At 72.4% G+C, this 13,610-nt stretch carries 13 protein-coding genes; 7 read left to right on the top strand and 6 right to left on the bottom strand.

What is annotated here, in order from left to right:
* Positions 1-10: 10 nt before the first annotated feature.
* Positions 11-1,225, bottom strand: a complete 1,215-nt coding sequence (locus DFH01_RS02335; protein WP_109868782.1) for a CaiB/BaiF CoA transferase family protein — start codon at positions 1,223-1,225, stop codon at positions 11-13.
* A 65-nt stretch (positions 1,226-1,290) separates the two neighbouring features.
* Here DFH01_RS02335 and DFH01_RS02330 point away from each other — a divergent pair, with 65 nt between their 5' ends.
* Genes DFH01_RS02330 through DFH01_RS02315 form a run of 4 tightly spaced genes read left to right on the top strand, consistent with a single transcriptional unit; the run spans position 1,291 to position 5,031 of the window.
* On the top strand, positions 1,291-2,169 hold the full coding sequence (locus DFH01_RS02330; RefSeq protein WP_109868781.1) for an FCD domain-containing protein: 879 nt from the start codon (positions 1,291-1,293) through the stop codon (positions 2,167-2,169).
* On the top strand, positions 2,087-3,073 hold the full coding sequence (locus DFH01_RS02325) for a Bug family tripartite tricarboxylate transporter substrate binding protein (RefSeq protein WP_109868780.1): 987 nt from the start codon (positions 2,087-2,089) through the stop codon (positions 3,071-3,073). The genes DFH01_RS02330 and DFH01_RS02325 overlap by 83 nt, the downstream gene beginning before the upstream one ends.
* Positions 3,073-3,540, top strand: a complete 468-nt coding sequence (locus DFH01_RS02320) for a tripartite tricarboxylate transporter TctB family protein (protein ID WP_109868779.1) — start codon at positions 3,073-3,075, stop codon at positions 3,538-3,540. The genes DFH01_RS02325 and DFH01_RS02320 overlap by 1 nt, the downstream gene beginning before the upstream one ends.
* Positions 3,541-3,543: 3 nt before the next feature.
* Positions 3,544-5,031, top strand: a complete 1,488-nt coding sequence (locus DFH01_RS02315; RefSeq protein ID WP_109868778.1) for a tripartite tricarboxylate transporter permease — start codon at positions 3,544-3,546, stop codon at positions 5,029-5,031.
* Between the two features lie 6 nt (positions 5,032-5,037).
* On the opposite strand, the gene DFH01_RS02310 is transcribed toward DFH01_RS02315, so the two are convergent.
* Together DFH01_RS02310 and DFH01_RS02305 are read right to left on the bottom strand one after the other, a co-directional pair.
* On the bottom strand, positions 5,038-5,757 hold the full coding sequence (locus DFH01_RS02310; protein WP_109868777.1) for an SDR family oxidoreductase: 720 nt from the start codon (positions 5,755-5,757) through the stop codon (positions 5,038-5,040).
* Positions 5,754-6,563, bottom strand: coding sequence for an alpha/beta hydrolase (locus DFH01_RS02305; protein WP_109868776.1), 810 nt, complete (start codon positions 6,561-6,563; stop codon positions 5,754-5,756). Before DFH01_RS02305 ends, DFH01_RS02310 begins: the two co-directional genes overlap by 4 nt.
* A gap of 86 nt (positions 6,564-6,649) precedes the next feature.
* Between DFH01_RS02305 and DFH01_RS02300 the strand changes: the two genes are divergently transcribed.
* Positions 6,650-8,383 carry a cation:proton antiporter gene (locus tag DFH01_RS02300; RefSeq protein ID WP_158287583.1) on the top strand — a complete coding sequence of 578 codons (1,734 nt, stop codon included), beginning with the start codon at positions 6,650-6,652 and terminating at the stop codon, positions 8,381-8,383.
* Between the two features lie 14 nt (positions 8,384-8,397).
* Here the strand turns inward: DFH01_RS02300 and DFH01_RS02295 are convergent, their stop codons facing one another.
* Genes DFH01_RS02295 through DFH01_RS02285 form a run of 3 tightly spaced genes read right to left on the bottom strand, consistent with a single transcriptional unit; the run spans position 8,398 to position 10,803 of the window.
* Positions 8,398-9,570: a M20 aminoacylase family protein gene (locus DFH01_RS02295; protein ID WP_109868774.1), complete on the bottom strand. Its 1,173-nt coding sequence runs from the start codon at positions 9,568-9,570 to the stop codon at positions 8,398-8,400.
* A 34-nt stretch (positions 9,571-9,604) separates the two neighbouring features.
* On the bottom strand, positions 9,605-10,261 hold the full coding sequence (locus tag DFH01_RS02290) for a DUF1028 domain-containing protein (protein WP_109868773.1): 657 nt from the start codon (positions 10,259-10,261) through the stop codon (positions 9,605-9,607).
* Positions 10,258-10,803: a cytochrome P460 family protein gene (locus tag DFH01_RS02285; protein ID WP_158287582.1), complete on the bottom strand. Its 546-nt coding sequence runs from the start codon at positions 10,801-10,803 to the stop codon at positions 10,258-10,260. Before DFH01_RS02285 ends, DFH01_RS02290 begins: the two co-directional genes overlap by 4 nt.
* 137 nt (positions 10,804-10,940) lie before the next feature.
* On the opposite strand from DFH01_RS02285, the gene glpK reads away from it, so the two are divergent.
* On the top strand, positions 10,941-12,431 hold the full coding sequence (gene glpK / locus DFH01_RS02280) for a glycerol kinase GlpK (RefSeq protein WP_109868771.1): 1,491 nt from the start codon (positions 10,941-10,943) through the stop codon (positions 12,429-12,431).
* Entirely contained in the window at positions 12,428-13,582 is a 1,155-nt protein-coding gene (locus DFH01_RS02275) for a hypothetical protein (protein ID WP_109868770.1), read from the top strand. The genes glpK and DFH01_RS02275 overlap by 4 nt, the downstream gene beginning before the upstream one ends.
* The last annotated feature ends 28 nt before the right edge of the window (positions 13,583-13,610 follow it).

Raw genomic sequence — 13,610 nt, 5'->3', positions numbered from 1 at the left:
GAGTGTCTCCTCAGATCACCTGGCGCGCGCGCAGGTCGTCGATGGTCGCCTGGTCGAGGCCGATGCCGGCCAGGATCTCGTCGGTGTGCTGGCCGAGCTCGGGCGGGTGGCTCACCACCTTCGACGGCGTGCGGGACAGCGCGATGGGCTGGCCGACATAGGCGACGTCGCGGCCATCGGCATCGCAATGCTGGGCGATGCCCAGGTGCTGCACCTGCGGGTCGGCGAACATCTCGTCCACCTTGTAGATCGGGCCGCAGGGCACGCCGGCTTCGTTCAGCGCGTTCACCCAATGCGTCGTGGTGTTGCTGCGCGTGGTCTTCTCGATCTCGGCGTTCAGTACGTCACGATGCGTGCTGCGCGACGCCGCGGTCTTGTAGCGTTCATCGGCCAGCAGGTCGTCGCGGCCGAGCGCCTTGGCGCAGCGTTCCCAGATCTTGTTGCCGCTGGCGGCGATGTTCATGTAGCCGTCGCTGGTCTGGAACACGCCGGTCGGGATGGAGGTCGGGTGGTTGTTGCCCGCCTGCTTCGGCACCTGGCCTTCCATCAGCCAGCGGCTGGCCTGGAAGTCCAGCATGAAGATCTGCGCCTGCAGCAGGGACGACTGCACCCACTGGCCCTTGCCCGACACCTCGCGCTCCAGCAGCGCGACCAGGATGCCCTGGGCGGCGAAGATTCCGGCGCAGAGATCGGCGATCGGGATGCCGACGCGCACCGGGCCCTGGCCCGGCAGGCCGGTGATGGACATGAGCCCGCCCATGCCCTGTGCGATCTGGTCGAAGCCCGGCCGCGTCGCATAGGGCCCGTCCTGCCCGAAGCCGGAGATAGAGGCGTAGACGATGCGCGGGTTCACCGCCGCGATCGCCTCGTAGTCGATGCCGAGGCGCTTCTTCACGTCGGGGCGGAAGTTCTCGACGATCACGTCGGCGGTCTCGGCAAGCTTCTTGAACAGCGCGACGCCGTCGGGCGACTTCAGGTTGAGCGTCATCGCCCGCTTGTTGCGGTGCAGGTTCTGGAAGTCGGAGCCGGCGCGCGGGCCGCCCATCGGGTCGCCCTCGTCGAGCGCGGGCGGCATCTCGATCTTGATGACCTCGGCGCCCCAGTCGGCCAGCTGGCGCACGCAGGTGGGGCCGGAGCGGACACGCGTCAGGTCGAGCACCTTGAAGCGCGACAGCGCGGTCGAGGCGTGCATGGCGGCGCCTGGGGCGACGTGACCTTCGGGCATCGGCGGTTCCTCCTTCGCGGTGGTGCTGCATAGCATCGGGGGCCTCGGCCGCAAACTGTTGACAGATGACAGTCGCGGCGGCCAGTGTCCGCGCCATGGAGGAGACCCGGACCCGCAGCGGCGCCGGACGCGCGGCCCTGCGGGCCGCCGCGGCGGAAGCCGTGCCGCCCAGTGCGCTCGAGATCGTGCGCACCCGGTCCCTGTCCTCCCTCGTCGCCCAGGAACTCGAGCGCATGATTCTCGCCGGCACGCTGGCGGCGGGGGAGCGGCTGAACGAACAATCCCTCGCCACCCGCCTCGGTGTCTCCCGCGGGCCGGTGCGGGAGGCGGTGCGGGGGCTGGAGCGTTCCGGGCTGGTCGTCGCGGTGCGCAACCAGGGCAGCTATGTGCGCCAGGTCAGCGCCGAGGAGGCGCTCGAGATCTACGACCTGCGCGCCGCCATCACGGGCCTTGCCTGCGCGCGCCTGGCGGAGGCGGCGACGCCGGCGCAGCTCGGCGCGCTGAGGGCCTTGGTGAAGCGCATGGACGAGGCGCGCAGGGCCGAGGACGCGCCGGCCTACTACGCCACCAACCTCGATTTCCACGCCGCGCTGCTGGCGCATGGCGCCGGGCCGCGCACGCGCCGGCTCTATGAGGAGCTGGGCAACGAGCTGCACCTGTTCCGCCGCCGCGCGCTGGTCGAGGCGGAGAACATGCGCGAGAGCAACGCGGAGCACGCCGCCATGTTGCGCGCCATCGCGGCGGGCGACGCCGAGGCCGCGAGGAAGGCGGGCGAGACGCACATCGCCGGCGGGAAGCGTCGCTTCCGCGCCACCGACATCACCACGCCGCAGCCAGCGGCATCGAAGGGAGAGAACGGACATGACGCAGGAGATCCATCTTCGCCGCCGCGGCCTGTTGCTGGGCGGCGCGGTGCTGGGCGCGGGCCTCGCGGCGCCGCGTAGCCTCCGCGCGCAGGAGGCCTTCCCCTCCCGCACGATCGAGGTGGTGACGCATGCCGGCGTCGGCGGCGGCACGGACATCACGGCGCGCATGATGATGGTGCAGGCGCCCGGCGTGTTCAAACAGGAGTTCCTGGTCGTCAACCGCACGGCGGGCAGCGGCGCGCAGGCGCTGCAGTACCTGGCCAGCAAGCCGGCCGACGGGCACGCCATCATCCTGGTGACGCAGACGCATCTGCTGACGCAGCTGCGCAACCCGTCGCTGCCGCAATTCGCCGACCTGATCCCGGTGGCGCGCGCCACCGCCGACCCGCAGCTGGTGCTGGTGCGGCGCGATAGCCCCTTCCGCACGCCGCAGGACCTGGTGGAGGCCGGCAAGCAGCGTTCGCTGCGCTTCGGCGGCACGCATGTCGGCGGCGTGGATCATGTGACGATCTTCGCCTTCGGCCGCGCCGCGGGCATCCAGCGCCCGACGCTGGTGCCCTTCCGCGGCGGCGGCGAGATCGTGATCAACCTGGTCGGCGGCAACATCGACACCGCCGTCGTGAACCCGGGCGAGGCCGAGGCGCAGCTCCGCGCCGGCGAGCTGCGGCCGCTCATCTCCCTTGCGGAGGGGCGCCTCGACGCCTTCCGCGACGTGCCGACGGCGAAGGAACTCGGCATCGATGTCACGGGCTATACGCTGCGTGGCTTCTGCGTGCTGAAGGGCACGCCGGAGGACCGCGTGGCGAAGCTCGAAGCCGGGCTGATCGAGGCGATGTCCGGCCCGATCTACAAGAGCTACCTGCAGAACACGGGCCAGGCGCCGGACAGCGTCGCGGGCCGCCAGGTCTGGGGCGCACAGCTCGAGCAGTTCCACAAGGACGGCCGCGAGGCGCTGCAGGCCCTCGGCCTGCTGCGCGGGTGATGCGCGCCGCGCGCAACCCGAACCCCGCCATCGCGGCGGCCGTGGCGGCGGTGGCCGCCGCGGCCTTCGCCGGCACCTTCTGGTTCGACGCGGTGCCGGAGGGGCTGCCGGGCCTCGGCGCGGTGGACTTCCCGCGCCTGGTCTGCGTGTTGCTGTTCGGGCTTGCCGCGCTGCTGGCGCTGAAGCAGGGGAACCCGTCGAGCGAGGAGGAGGCGCCGCGGATCGACCGCGGCGCCTGGCTCATCTTCGGCGCCTGCCTGCTGTTCCTGCCGGCGATGGAGATCGCCGGCATCTGGGGCGCCATCCCGCTGTTCCTGGTCTTCACCGGGACGATCTGGGGCGAGGTGCCGCTGCGCACGCTGGTGCTGAACGCCATCGGGCTGACGGCGGCGCTGTGGCTCGTCTTCGTTCGCGTCTTCCAGCTGACCCTGCCTTCCGGCTGGCTCGGCGCCGCCTTCGGATACTGAGAGATGGAAGCCTTCCTCGGCGGCCTCGCGATCCTGCTCGATCCCTATGTGATGCTGATGGTGCTGCTCGGCACCGTGCTCGGCATCTTCGTCGGCGCGCTGCCGGGGATCAGCGGTTCCACCACCATCGCGTTGCTGCTGCCGATGACCATCGCCATGGGGCCGATCCCGGCGATCTGCTTCCTCGGCGCGATCTATTGCGCGGCGAATTTCGGCGGCTCCATCACCGCCATCATGGTCAACGCGCCGGGCGATCCCTCGGCCAGCGCGACCGCGCTCGAAGGCTACAAGATGGCGGAGAAGGGCCAGGCCGGGCTCGCCCTCGGCATGTCGGCCGTCTCCTCCGCGATTGGCGGCATCTTCTCGGTCGTGGTCCTGATCTTCGCCGCGCCGATGCTCGCGCGGGCGGCCTACAGCTTCGGCCCACCGGAGTATTTCGCCCTCGCCCTGTTCGGGCTTTCGATGTGCGCCGCGATCGGTGGCGACAGCGCGATCAAGAACCTGATCGCCGCAGCGTTCGGCCTGCTGCTCGCAACCGTCGGCATGGACCTGACGACCGGCGTGGAGCGCTTCACCTTCGGCTCCTATGAGCTGTCCGACGGCATCGGCTTCGTGCCCGTGCTGATCGGCCTCTTCGCGGTGGGCGAGATGCTGGACCAGGCCGCGCGGCGCGTGGGCAAGGCGAAGATCATCCACCTGGACGCGGCGCGCGTGCCGGGCTGGGCGGAATTCAAGAAGTGCAACCGCTCGATCTGGATCGGCAGCGGCATCGGCACCTTCATCGGCGCGCTGCCCGCGCTCGGCGCCACCACCGCCGCGCTGATCGGCTACAACGAGACGCGCCGCTGGTCGAAGCACAAGCATGAATTCGGCAAGGGCAGCATCGAGGGCGTGGCGGGGCCGGAGGCGGCCAACAACGCCGCCGTTGGCGGCTCCATGGTGCCCACGCTGGCGCTCGGCATCCCCGGCAGCGCGACCACCGCGATCATCCTGGCCGCGCTGATCGTGCAAGGCGTGCGCCCGGGCCCGCACCTGTTCAACGAGCAGCCGACGCTGCTCTACGCGGTCTTCGCCTCCATGCTGGCGGCCAACATGTTCTACCTCTTCATGGGCCTCTACATGGCGAAGCTGTTCGCGCGGATCTCGCTGATCCCGCCGGCGATCCTCTGGCCCGCGGTCTTCGTGCTGTCCATCATCGGCGCCTATGGCCCGAACCAGTCGATGGGCGACGTGGTGATCATGCTGGTCGCCGGCGTGGTCGGCTTCCTGTTCCGCCGCACCGGCTTCTCCCCCGCGCCGCTGATCATGGGCCTGGTGCTCGGCGGCATGGTGGAGGAGACTCTGAAGCAGAGCCTGATCATCTTCGGCGACGACGTGACCGGCTTCCTCGGCCGGCCGATCGCGCTGGCGCTGTTTGCCGTCACCGCCACGGGCCTGCTCTGGCCCGTCGTTTCGCGGCTGCTGCGCGTGGCACGCGCCGCGCGCGCCTGAGCCTCCTCAGGCGGGCGCGAGGCCCACGGTGAGGCCGCCGCAGACATAGACCGTCTGGCCGGTGACGAAGCCGGCCCGGTCGTCGAGGAAGAAGGCCGCCGCATGCGCCACGTCCTCCGGCGTGCCGAGGCGGCGTACCGGCACGCCCTCGATGATCGCGCGCGTGCGCGGGCTGTTGTCCGGGTTGGCGCGGCGGAACAGCTCGGTCGCGATCGGGCCGGGGCCGATGGCGTTCACCGTGATGCCGCGTGCCGCCAGTTCCAGCGCCCAGGTGCGCGTCAGGCCGAGCAGCCCGGCCTTGCTGGCCGCGTAGGCGGTGCGCAGTTCCTTGCCCAGCGCGGCGCGGCTGGCGATGTTGACGATGCGGCCGAAGCCCGCCGCCTGCATCGACGGCAGCAGCGCCTGTGCGGCGAGCACCGCGCTGCGCAGGTTCACATCCATCACCGCGGCCAGGTCCTCGATGCTGGTTTCCTCGAGCGGCGCGGGGCGAACGATGCCGACATTGTTCACCAGCCGTGTCGGCGCATGACGCGAAGCGGTCTCCGCCAGGGTATCGCGCGCCATGGCCGCATCGGCGAAGTCGCAAGGAACGAAAACCTCGCTGGGCAGCATGTCCTCGGGCTTGCGCAGGTCGAGCGTGATGGGCCGCCAGCCGGCCTCCGCGGCGCGGCGGGCCAACGCGCGGCCGATGCCGCCGGCGCCGCCGGTGATGACGATGGCGCTCATCGGAAGCTCTCCTCCAGCCAGTTGAGCAGGCGGTCCGCCAAGGCCTCGCGCCCCGCATCCAGCATCATGGCGTGGCCTGTCTCGTCGAGCAGCGCGAAGCTGCAGCCATGCCAGGCGGCGGTGCGCACCACGGCATCGACGGGGATGAGCCGGTCGCGCCGCGCGCCATAGACGATGCAGGGCTTGCCGAGGCCCCAGGCGGGCGCGACGGGCTGCGCCGCCTGCGCCTCCAGCAGCGCCACGCGGCTCTCGCCGCCCATGCGGCGCAGATGGCGCGCCGCCACGCCATCCGGCAGCAGCGTGGAGAACAGCGCGTTCCGCAGCACCGCGGCGTCGGCGGCCGGCCCCGCCGTTTCCGTCATGCGCGCCACGGCGCGCCACAGCGGCGGGTCCGCCATCGCGAGCCGCCAATTCACCCAGGCGAGGCCTTCGGGCGGCACCGGCGCCAGCAGCGCGCAGCCCAGTACGTCGGGATCGGACAGCATGCGCTGCGCGACGAGCCCGCCCAGCGAGTGACCCACCAGCACCGCGGGGCGGCGCATCGCGGCGAGCGCGGCGCGGGCATCGGCGATGAAATCCGCGACGCCGGCCGGGGCGCCCGGCGCACCACGCCGGAACTCCGGCGCAAAGACCGCATGCCCCGCCGCTGCCAGGCGCGCGCCGAACCCCTCCTGCCAGACCCAGGCGCCGCAGGCCGCGCCGTGCAGCAGCAGCAGGGCGGGCGCGCCGGGGCGCGGCACCGGCGGGTCCCAGGCGAGCAGGGTGCCGCGGGCGAAGCGCAATTGTACCGCATCGGGCGAACGCATCGCGCGATCCTGGGGCCCCGCGCCGGCCGCGGCAACGGGGCGGGTGCGATGGCGCGACGGGGCGGCGCCGTCCTATGGTCGGGCGCATGCACCACGGCCCCGACCCGATGCTGGCGACCATCGTCGCCTGCATCCTGCTCGCCTTCCTGCTCGGCGCCGCGGCCCGCGCCATGAAGCTGCCGACGATCCTCGGCTACATCGCGGCGGGGATCATCATCGGCCCCTACACGCCCGGCTTCGTGGCGGAGCATGGGCTCGTCTCCGCCATGGCGGAGCTCGGCGTCGCGCTGCTGCTGTTCTCGGTCGGGCTGCATTTCCGGCCTGCCGACCTGCTGGCGGTGCGGCGCGTCGCGGTGCCGGGCGCGCTGGGGCAGATCGCGCTGGCCACGGCGCTCGGTGCCGTCGTCGGCGCGGTGGCGCTGGGGCTGGCCTTCGGCGCGGCGCTCGCCTTCGGGATGGCGCTGGCGATCTCCTCCACCGCCGTCGCGACGCGCGCGCTGGAGGAACGGGGCCGCCTCGGCAGCGAGGCCGGGCGGATCGCGCTGGGCTGGCTGGTGATGCAGGACCTGGTCGTGGTGTTCGCCCTGGTGATGCTGCCCGCCACGGCGGGGGCCACGCAGGCAGGCGGCGAGGGCGCGCTGCTCTACGAGCTCGGCAAGGCCGCGCTCTCCCTCGTTGCCTTCATCGGCGTGATGTGGCTGTTCGGCCGCCGTGCCCTGCCCTGGCTGCTGGTGCGTGTGGCGCGCGGTGGCTCGCGGGAGTTGTTCACGCTGGCGGTGCTGGCCATGGCGCTCGGCGTCGCCTTCCTGGCTTCGACGCTGTTCGGCGTCTCCTTCGCGCTCGGCGCCTTCTTCGCCGGCGTCGTGCTGGGCGAGAGCGACCTGGGCCACCAGGCGGCGGCCGAGGCGATGCCGATGCAGCGCATCTTCGCCGCCATCTTCTTCGTCTCGGTCGGCATGCTGCTGGATCCCGCCGCCGTCATGGCCCAGCCGCTGGCCGGCGCCGCCGCGGTGCTGGTGGTGCTGCTGGCGATCGCGGGCGGCACCTTCGCACTGCTGCTGCTGCTGCGCGTGCATCCGCGCACCGCGGCGATCGTCGCCGGCTCGCTCGGCCAGATCGGCGAGTTCTCCTTCCTGCTGACCGAGGTCGCGGTGCGGCAGCAGATCCTGCCTGACACGGTGCGCGGCCCGGTGCTGGTGGCGGCCGTCGCGACCATCCTGCTCACGCCGCTGCTGCTGCGCGCGGCCGAGGCCGCGGCGCCCCGTCTGGAACGCTCCGCGCGGCTGGCGCTCTGGCGGGGCGAGCGGCGGCCGCGTCGCATCCTCTCGGCCGGGGATGCGCCGGCCACCGGCCATGCGGTGGTGGTCGGCAGCGGGCGCGTCGGCGCGATGGTGATCGGCGCGCTGCGCCGGCACGGCCTGCCCGTGGTCGCCGTGGAGGAGAACCGCGCCGCCGCCGAGCGCCTCGTCGCCGCGGGCACGGCCGCGATCTGGGGCGACGCCACGCGGCCCGAGGTGCTGGAGGCGGCGGCGCTGGACCGGGCGCGGCTGCTGGTGGTTGCGCTGCCGGGCGCGGTGGAGGCCCGCGCCGTGCTGGCGCTCGCGCGCGCCGCGAACCCCGCGATCCACGTCGTCATCCGCACCCACAGCGACGAGGAGGCGGTGCTGATGGAGGCGGAGGAGGGCGTTGGCCTCGTGATGATGGGCGAGCGCGAAGTGGCGCTCGGCATGGCGGACTACGCCATGCAGCATCTCGGTGTGCCGCCGGCGGCGGCGCAGCAGACCGTGGACGCGCTGCGCCGTCGCCAGCTCGCGGGGTGAGCCCGGAGGCGGCGTCAGGGCCGCGGCAGTTCCTGCTCGACCAGCGTCGCGAAGAAGCTGGCGCCGACCGGCAGCAGCTCGTCGTTGAAGTCGTAGAGCGTGGTGTGCACCGGGCGCGCGCCCTTGCTGCCCTGCGCCTGGCCCAGCTTGATGTAGGCGCCCGGCCGGTCCTCGAGGAAATAGGCGAAGTCCTCGGCGCCCATCACCGGCGGCTTGTCCCGATGGATGCGCCCGCCGCCCAGCACCGTCTCCGCCGCGCGCGCGGCGCGGCGCGCCTGGTCGGCGTGGTTGATGGTGGGCGGATACCCGCGGCTGTATTCCAGGCGCACGGTGGCGTCGTGCGCGGCGGCCGTCGCCTCCACCACGCGCCGCATCGTCACCTCCACCAGGTCGCGCACGGCGGGCGAGAGGGTGCGCACCGTGCCGTTCAGCATCGCCGTGTCGGCGATCACGTTCTGCGCCGTGCCGGCATGGAACTGGGTGATGCTGACCACCGCGCTCTCCAGCGGGTCCACCCGGCGCGACACGATGCTCTGCAGCGCGGTCACCATCTGCGCGCCGACGATGATCGGGTCCACGCCCGCATGTGGCCGCGCGGCATGGCCGCCGGCGCCCTGGACGGTGATGGTGAAGCCATCCGCCGCGGCCATCATCACGTCGTCGCGGATGTCCGCCTGGCCGAAGGGCAGGGTCGGGTCGTTGTGCATCCCATAGACCGCGTCGCAGGGGAAACGGCTGAACAACCCTTCCTCCATCATCACCTTCGCGCCCGCGCCGCCTTCCTCGGCGGGCTGGAAGATGAAGACCACGGTGCCGTCGAAGTTCTTCGTCTCGGCCAGGTATTTCGCCGCGCCGAGCAGCATGGCGGTGTGCCCGTCATGGCCGCAGGCATGCATCTTGCCGGGCGTCACGGAAGCATAGGGCAGGCCCGTCTCCTCCGGCATCGGCAGCGCGTCCATGTCGGCGCGCAGCCCGATGGAGCGCGTGCCGCCGCCGGCGCGCAGCACGCCGACCACGCCGGTGGTGGCGATGTTGGTGTGCGTCTCGATTCCCCAGGACCGCAGCAGCTTGGCCACTTGCGCCGCGGTGCGGTGCTCCTCGAACCGCAGTTCCGGATGCTGGTGGAAGTCCTGCCGCCAGCCGGTCATCTCCGGCTGGAACTCTGCGATGCGGTTGAGGATCGGCATGATTACCCCTGAATGGCGGATCGTCGCGCGCCGGCTATAGCACGATCGCCGCGTCCGGGTTGAGCACCCGCACGACATAGGCCTCCACCAGGGGCGCATATTCGTTCCAGAGCGAACGCAGGCGCGGGATGGGGGCGGCATCGCCATCCACCCGCAAATCCACCAGGGCGAAGTCGTGGTCGCCGAAGACCAGCAGGCTGGCGGAGCGCACATCGCCATGCTCGCCGCCCGCCGCCTCCCCGGCTTCCAGCCCGCGCAGCAGGCGCTCGGCGAGCGGCAGGTCCGGATGCGCGACGAAGGCCTCGGCCATGGCCTGTGGCACCTTGTCGCTCGACAGGATGTTGCCGATGGCGACCACGTCGCGCGCATGCGCGGCACCCGATTCCGGCTTAACCCTCGCGCCGTGGAAATGCGCGGTGCGGCCGGCGGCGTCGATCGCGGCCAGCTGGCGCCACTTGTGGTCGGGCGTGGAGGCGACCAGCGCCGCCACCGTCTCCTCCGCCGTGCAGCCGGAGCGGAGCAGCGCGAGCCCGCGCGGGCCAAGCCGCGGGTCCGTGCGGTGCTGCGTCAATACGGCGCCGACCTTGGGCGCCACCGCCTGCACCCGCGCCCCGACCGCGAGGGAGGAGGTGGTCGCCGCCGCGCCGAACTGGCCGGTGCGGGCGCAGCGTCCGATCAGGGAGAAGGTCATCTGCGTGCCTGTGCGTGATCCCAGTAGGTGAAGGTGAAATCCTGCGCCGCGCGGGCCTGCAGGTGGCAGGCGAAGCAGTTGTTGAGCGGGATGTTGCGGCGTTCTCCGTTGCCGGTGAAGGCGGCGTATTCCCATTCGCCGTTGCGCAGCTCCGGCCCGTAGCCCTCGCCCCAGCCCGCTTCCTTCTGCTGCGCGCCGATGGCGATCCAGCCCGGCTCCGGGATGAAGCGGCCGGAGGTATCGAGCAGCGGGTTGCCCTGCGCATCGAGCCGCGCGCGGGTGTCGGCCATGATCAGCAGGGTGCCGTAGGGTGCCGGCTGCCCGGACCGCAGGGCGGCGAAGGATTCGGGGTTCACGTACATGTGGCGGATGATCTTGCGGTCCGCCTTGTCCACCGTGGCGTAGCGGATGAAGCGGGTCTGCCAGTCGGATGGCAGCTCGATGTTCTGCGGGCCTGGCGCGTAGGGTGCGCGCGGCTGCGCCGCGGCCAGGGCCGTCAGCGCCAGCAGGCCGAGGCCAGCGGCCAGCATGGTGCGTCGCATGGGTGCACTCCGCGTGCGGGATTGCCTGGAGACGCATGAAGCCATGCCTTCCGGGCCGAGGCCAGCGGCATCGCGCGGCCCCTGGCGCGGCGCGCGCCATGCCGATATCAGCGGGGAAAGGCTGTGGAGGAGATGCGATGAAGGACGCGCTGCTGGCCCTGGACCAGGGCACCACCTCCACCCGCGCCATCCTGCACGACGCGGCGCTGGTACCCCGCGCCACGGCGCAGTCGCCGCTGGAGCAGCATTACCCTTCGCCCGGCTGGGTGGAGCACGAGCCGGAGGAAATCTGGCGCGCCAGCCTGGGGGTGCTGAAGGACGCGCTGGCGCAGGGCGGCGTGGCGGCCGCCGGCGTCGCCGGGATCGGCATCACCAACCAGCGCGAGACCACGCTGCTGTGGGACCGCGCGACGGGCAGGGCGATCCACCGCGCGATCGTCTGGCAGGACCGGCGCACCGCGGCGCATTGCGCGCGGCTCGTCTCCGCGGGCGCGGCGGCGGCGATCACGGGGAAGACCGGGCTGCTCTGCGATCCCTATTTCAGCGCGACGAAGCTCGCCTGGCTGCTGGACCACCTGCCCGGCGCACGCGCCGCGGCGGAGCGTGGCGAGCTTGCCTTCGGCACGGTGGATTCGTTCCTGCTGTGGCGGCTCACCGGCGGGCGCGTGCATGCGACGGATGCGACCAATGCCTGCCGCACCATGCTGTACGACATCCGCCGCGGCGACTGGGACGACGACCTGCTGCAACTGTTCCGCATCCCGCGCGCGGTGCTGCCGCGGATCATGGATTGCGCGGCGGAGTTCGGCACGACCGATCCCGCGCTGCTCGGCGCCGCCGTGCCGATCCGCGGCATCGCCGGCGACCAGCATGCGGCGACGCTCGGCCAGGCCTGCTTCGCGCCGGGCATGGTGAAATCCACCTACGGCACGGGCTGCTTCGCGCTGCTGAACACCGGTGATGCGCCCGTCGCCTCGCGCAACCGGCTCCTGACGACGCTGGCCTGGCAGCTCGGCGGCAAGCGGACCTATGCGCTGGAAGGCGCGATCTTCATCGCTGGCGCGGCCGTGCAGTGGCTGCGCGACGGGCTGAAGCTGATCGCCGACGCGGCGGAGACCGGCACGCTCGCCCGGCAGGCGGATGCGGCGCAGAACGTGGTGTTCGTGCCGGCCTTCGTGGGCCTCGGCGCGCCGCATTGGGATGCGGAGGCGCGCGGCGCCATCTTCGGCCTGACGCGCGGAACGGGGCCTGCGGAGATCGCGCGCGCGGCGCTGGAAGCCGTGGCGTTCCAGACGCGTGACCTGATCGAGGCGATGGAGGCCGACTGGTCCGCTTCCGGCGCGCAGCGCGTGCTGCGCGTGGATGGCGGGATGGTGGCGTCGGACTGGACGATGCAGTTCCTGTCGGACCTGCTCGGCGCGCCGGTGGACCGGCCGGTGGTGCAGGAGACGACGGCGCTGGGCGCCGCCTATCTGGCGGGCCTGCAGGCGGGCTTGCTGCCACCGCCGGGCCCGTCGGTCGCGCATTGGCGGCTGGAACGCCGCTTCACGCCGCGGATGCCGCGGGAGGAGGCGGATCGGCGCTACGCCTTGTGGAAGGACGCCGTGCGGCGTGTATTGAGCGGATGATCTACGAGACGCTGGGCGTCACGCCCATCATCAACGCCGCGGGCACCAACACGCGCCTTTCGGGCGGCATGATGGCGCCCGAGGTCACCGCAGCGATGGCCGAGGCCGCGACGGCCTGCGTGGACATCGTCGCGCTGCAGGCCGCCGCGAGCCGCGTGATCGCGGAGATCACGGGTGCGGAAGCGGGCATCGTGACCTCTGGCGCCTCCGCCGCGTTGCTGCTCGGCGCCGCCGCCTGCCTCGCACGGCTCGACACCGCGGCGATGGATGCGCTGCCGGATGCGGGCGAGCGGCGCGACTTCGTCATGGCGCGCAGCCAGCGGAACATGTACGACCGCGCGCTGCGCGTGCCCGGCGGGCGCATCGTGGAGGTCGGCATCCCGGACCGCTTCAGCGGCGCCGGCGTGCGCGACGCCTCCGCCGCCGAGATCGCCGCCGCCATCGGCCCGCGCACCGCCGGGTTGTTCTGGGTGGCGCAGCCATGGAGCGAGCCGTCGCTGCCGGAACTGTCGCGCGTCGCGCGCGAGGCGGGCGTGCCGCTGCTGGTGGATGCCGCCGCGCAACTGCCGCCCTCCGGCAATCTGAGACGCTTCATCGCCGAAGGCGCGGACCTCGTCTGCTTCTCTGGCGGCAAGGCGATCGGCGGGCCGCAATCGAGCGGCATCCTGGCGGGCCGGCGCGACCTGGTGTGCTCGGCGCTGCTCCAGATGCTCGACCTGGACCTGCCGGAGCCGCAGTTCCGCCTGCCGCCCGAATTCGCCGGCAACGCCGCGCCGCCGCGCCTGCCGCAACATGGCATCGGGCGGTCCTGCAAGGCGGGCAAGGAGGAGATCGTCGGACTGCTGGTCGCGCTGCGCCGCTTCGTGGCGGAGAGCGACGCGGATCGCACCGCGCGCCTTTGCGCCGTGCTGGAACGGGTGCGCGCCGCGGCCGGCGTCGGCGAGATCGCGGACGGCGCCGTGCCGCTGTTGTTGCTGCGCCCGCGCGACGCCCGCGCGGCCGAGGCAGTGCTGCGATCCGAACGAATCCATGTCGGCCAGGGGCGGCTCCGGGAGGGCCTGCTGGTGGTCAATCCGCTGGCGCTGGCGGAACGCGACCTGGAACGGCTCGGCGCGGCGCTGGGGCGCGTGATGCGCGACGCGCCGGGCTGATTGCGCGGGCCGCTTACGGGCTTTACGA

The sequence above is a fragment of the Falsiroseomonas bella genome (genome assembly GCF_003173615.1).
GTDB classification, from domain to species: Bacteria; Pseudomonadota; Alphaproteobacteria; order Acetobacterales; family Acetobacteraceae; genus Falsiroseomonas; species Falsiroseomonas bella.
The sequence above is the reverse complement of the archived record's forward strand: the minus strand, read 5'-3'. Positions and strand labels throughout refer to the sequence as shown.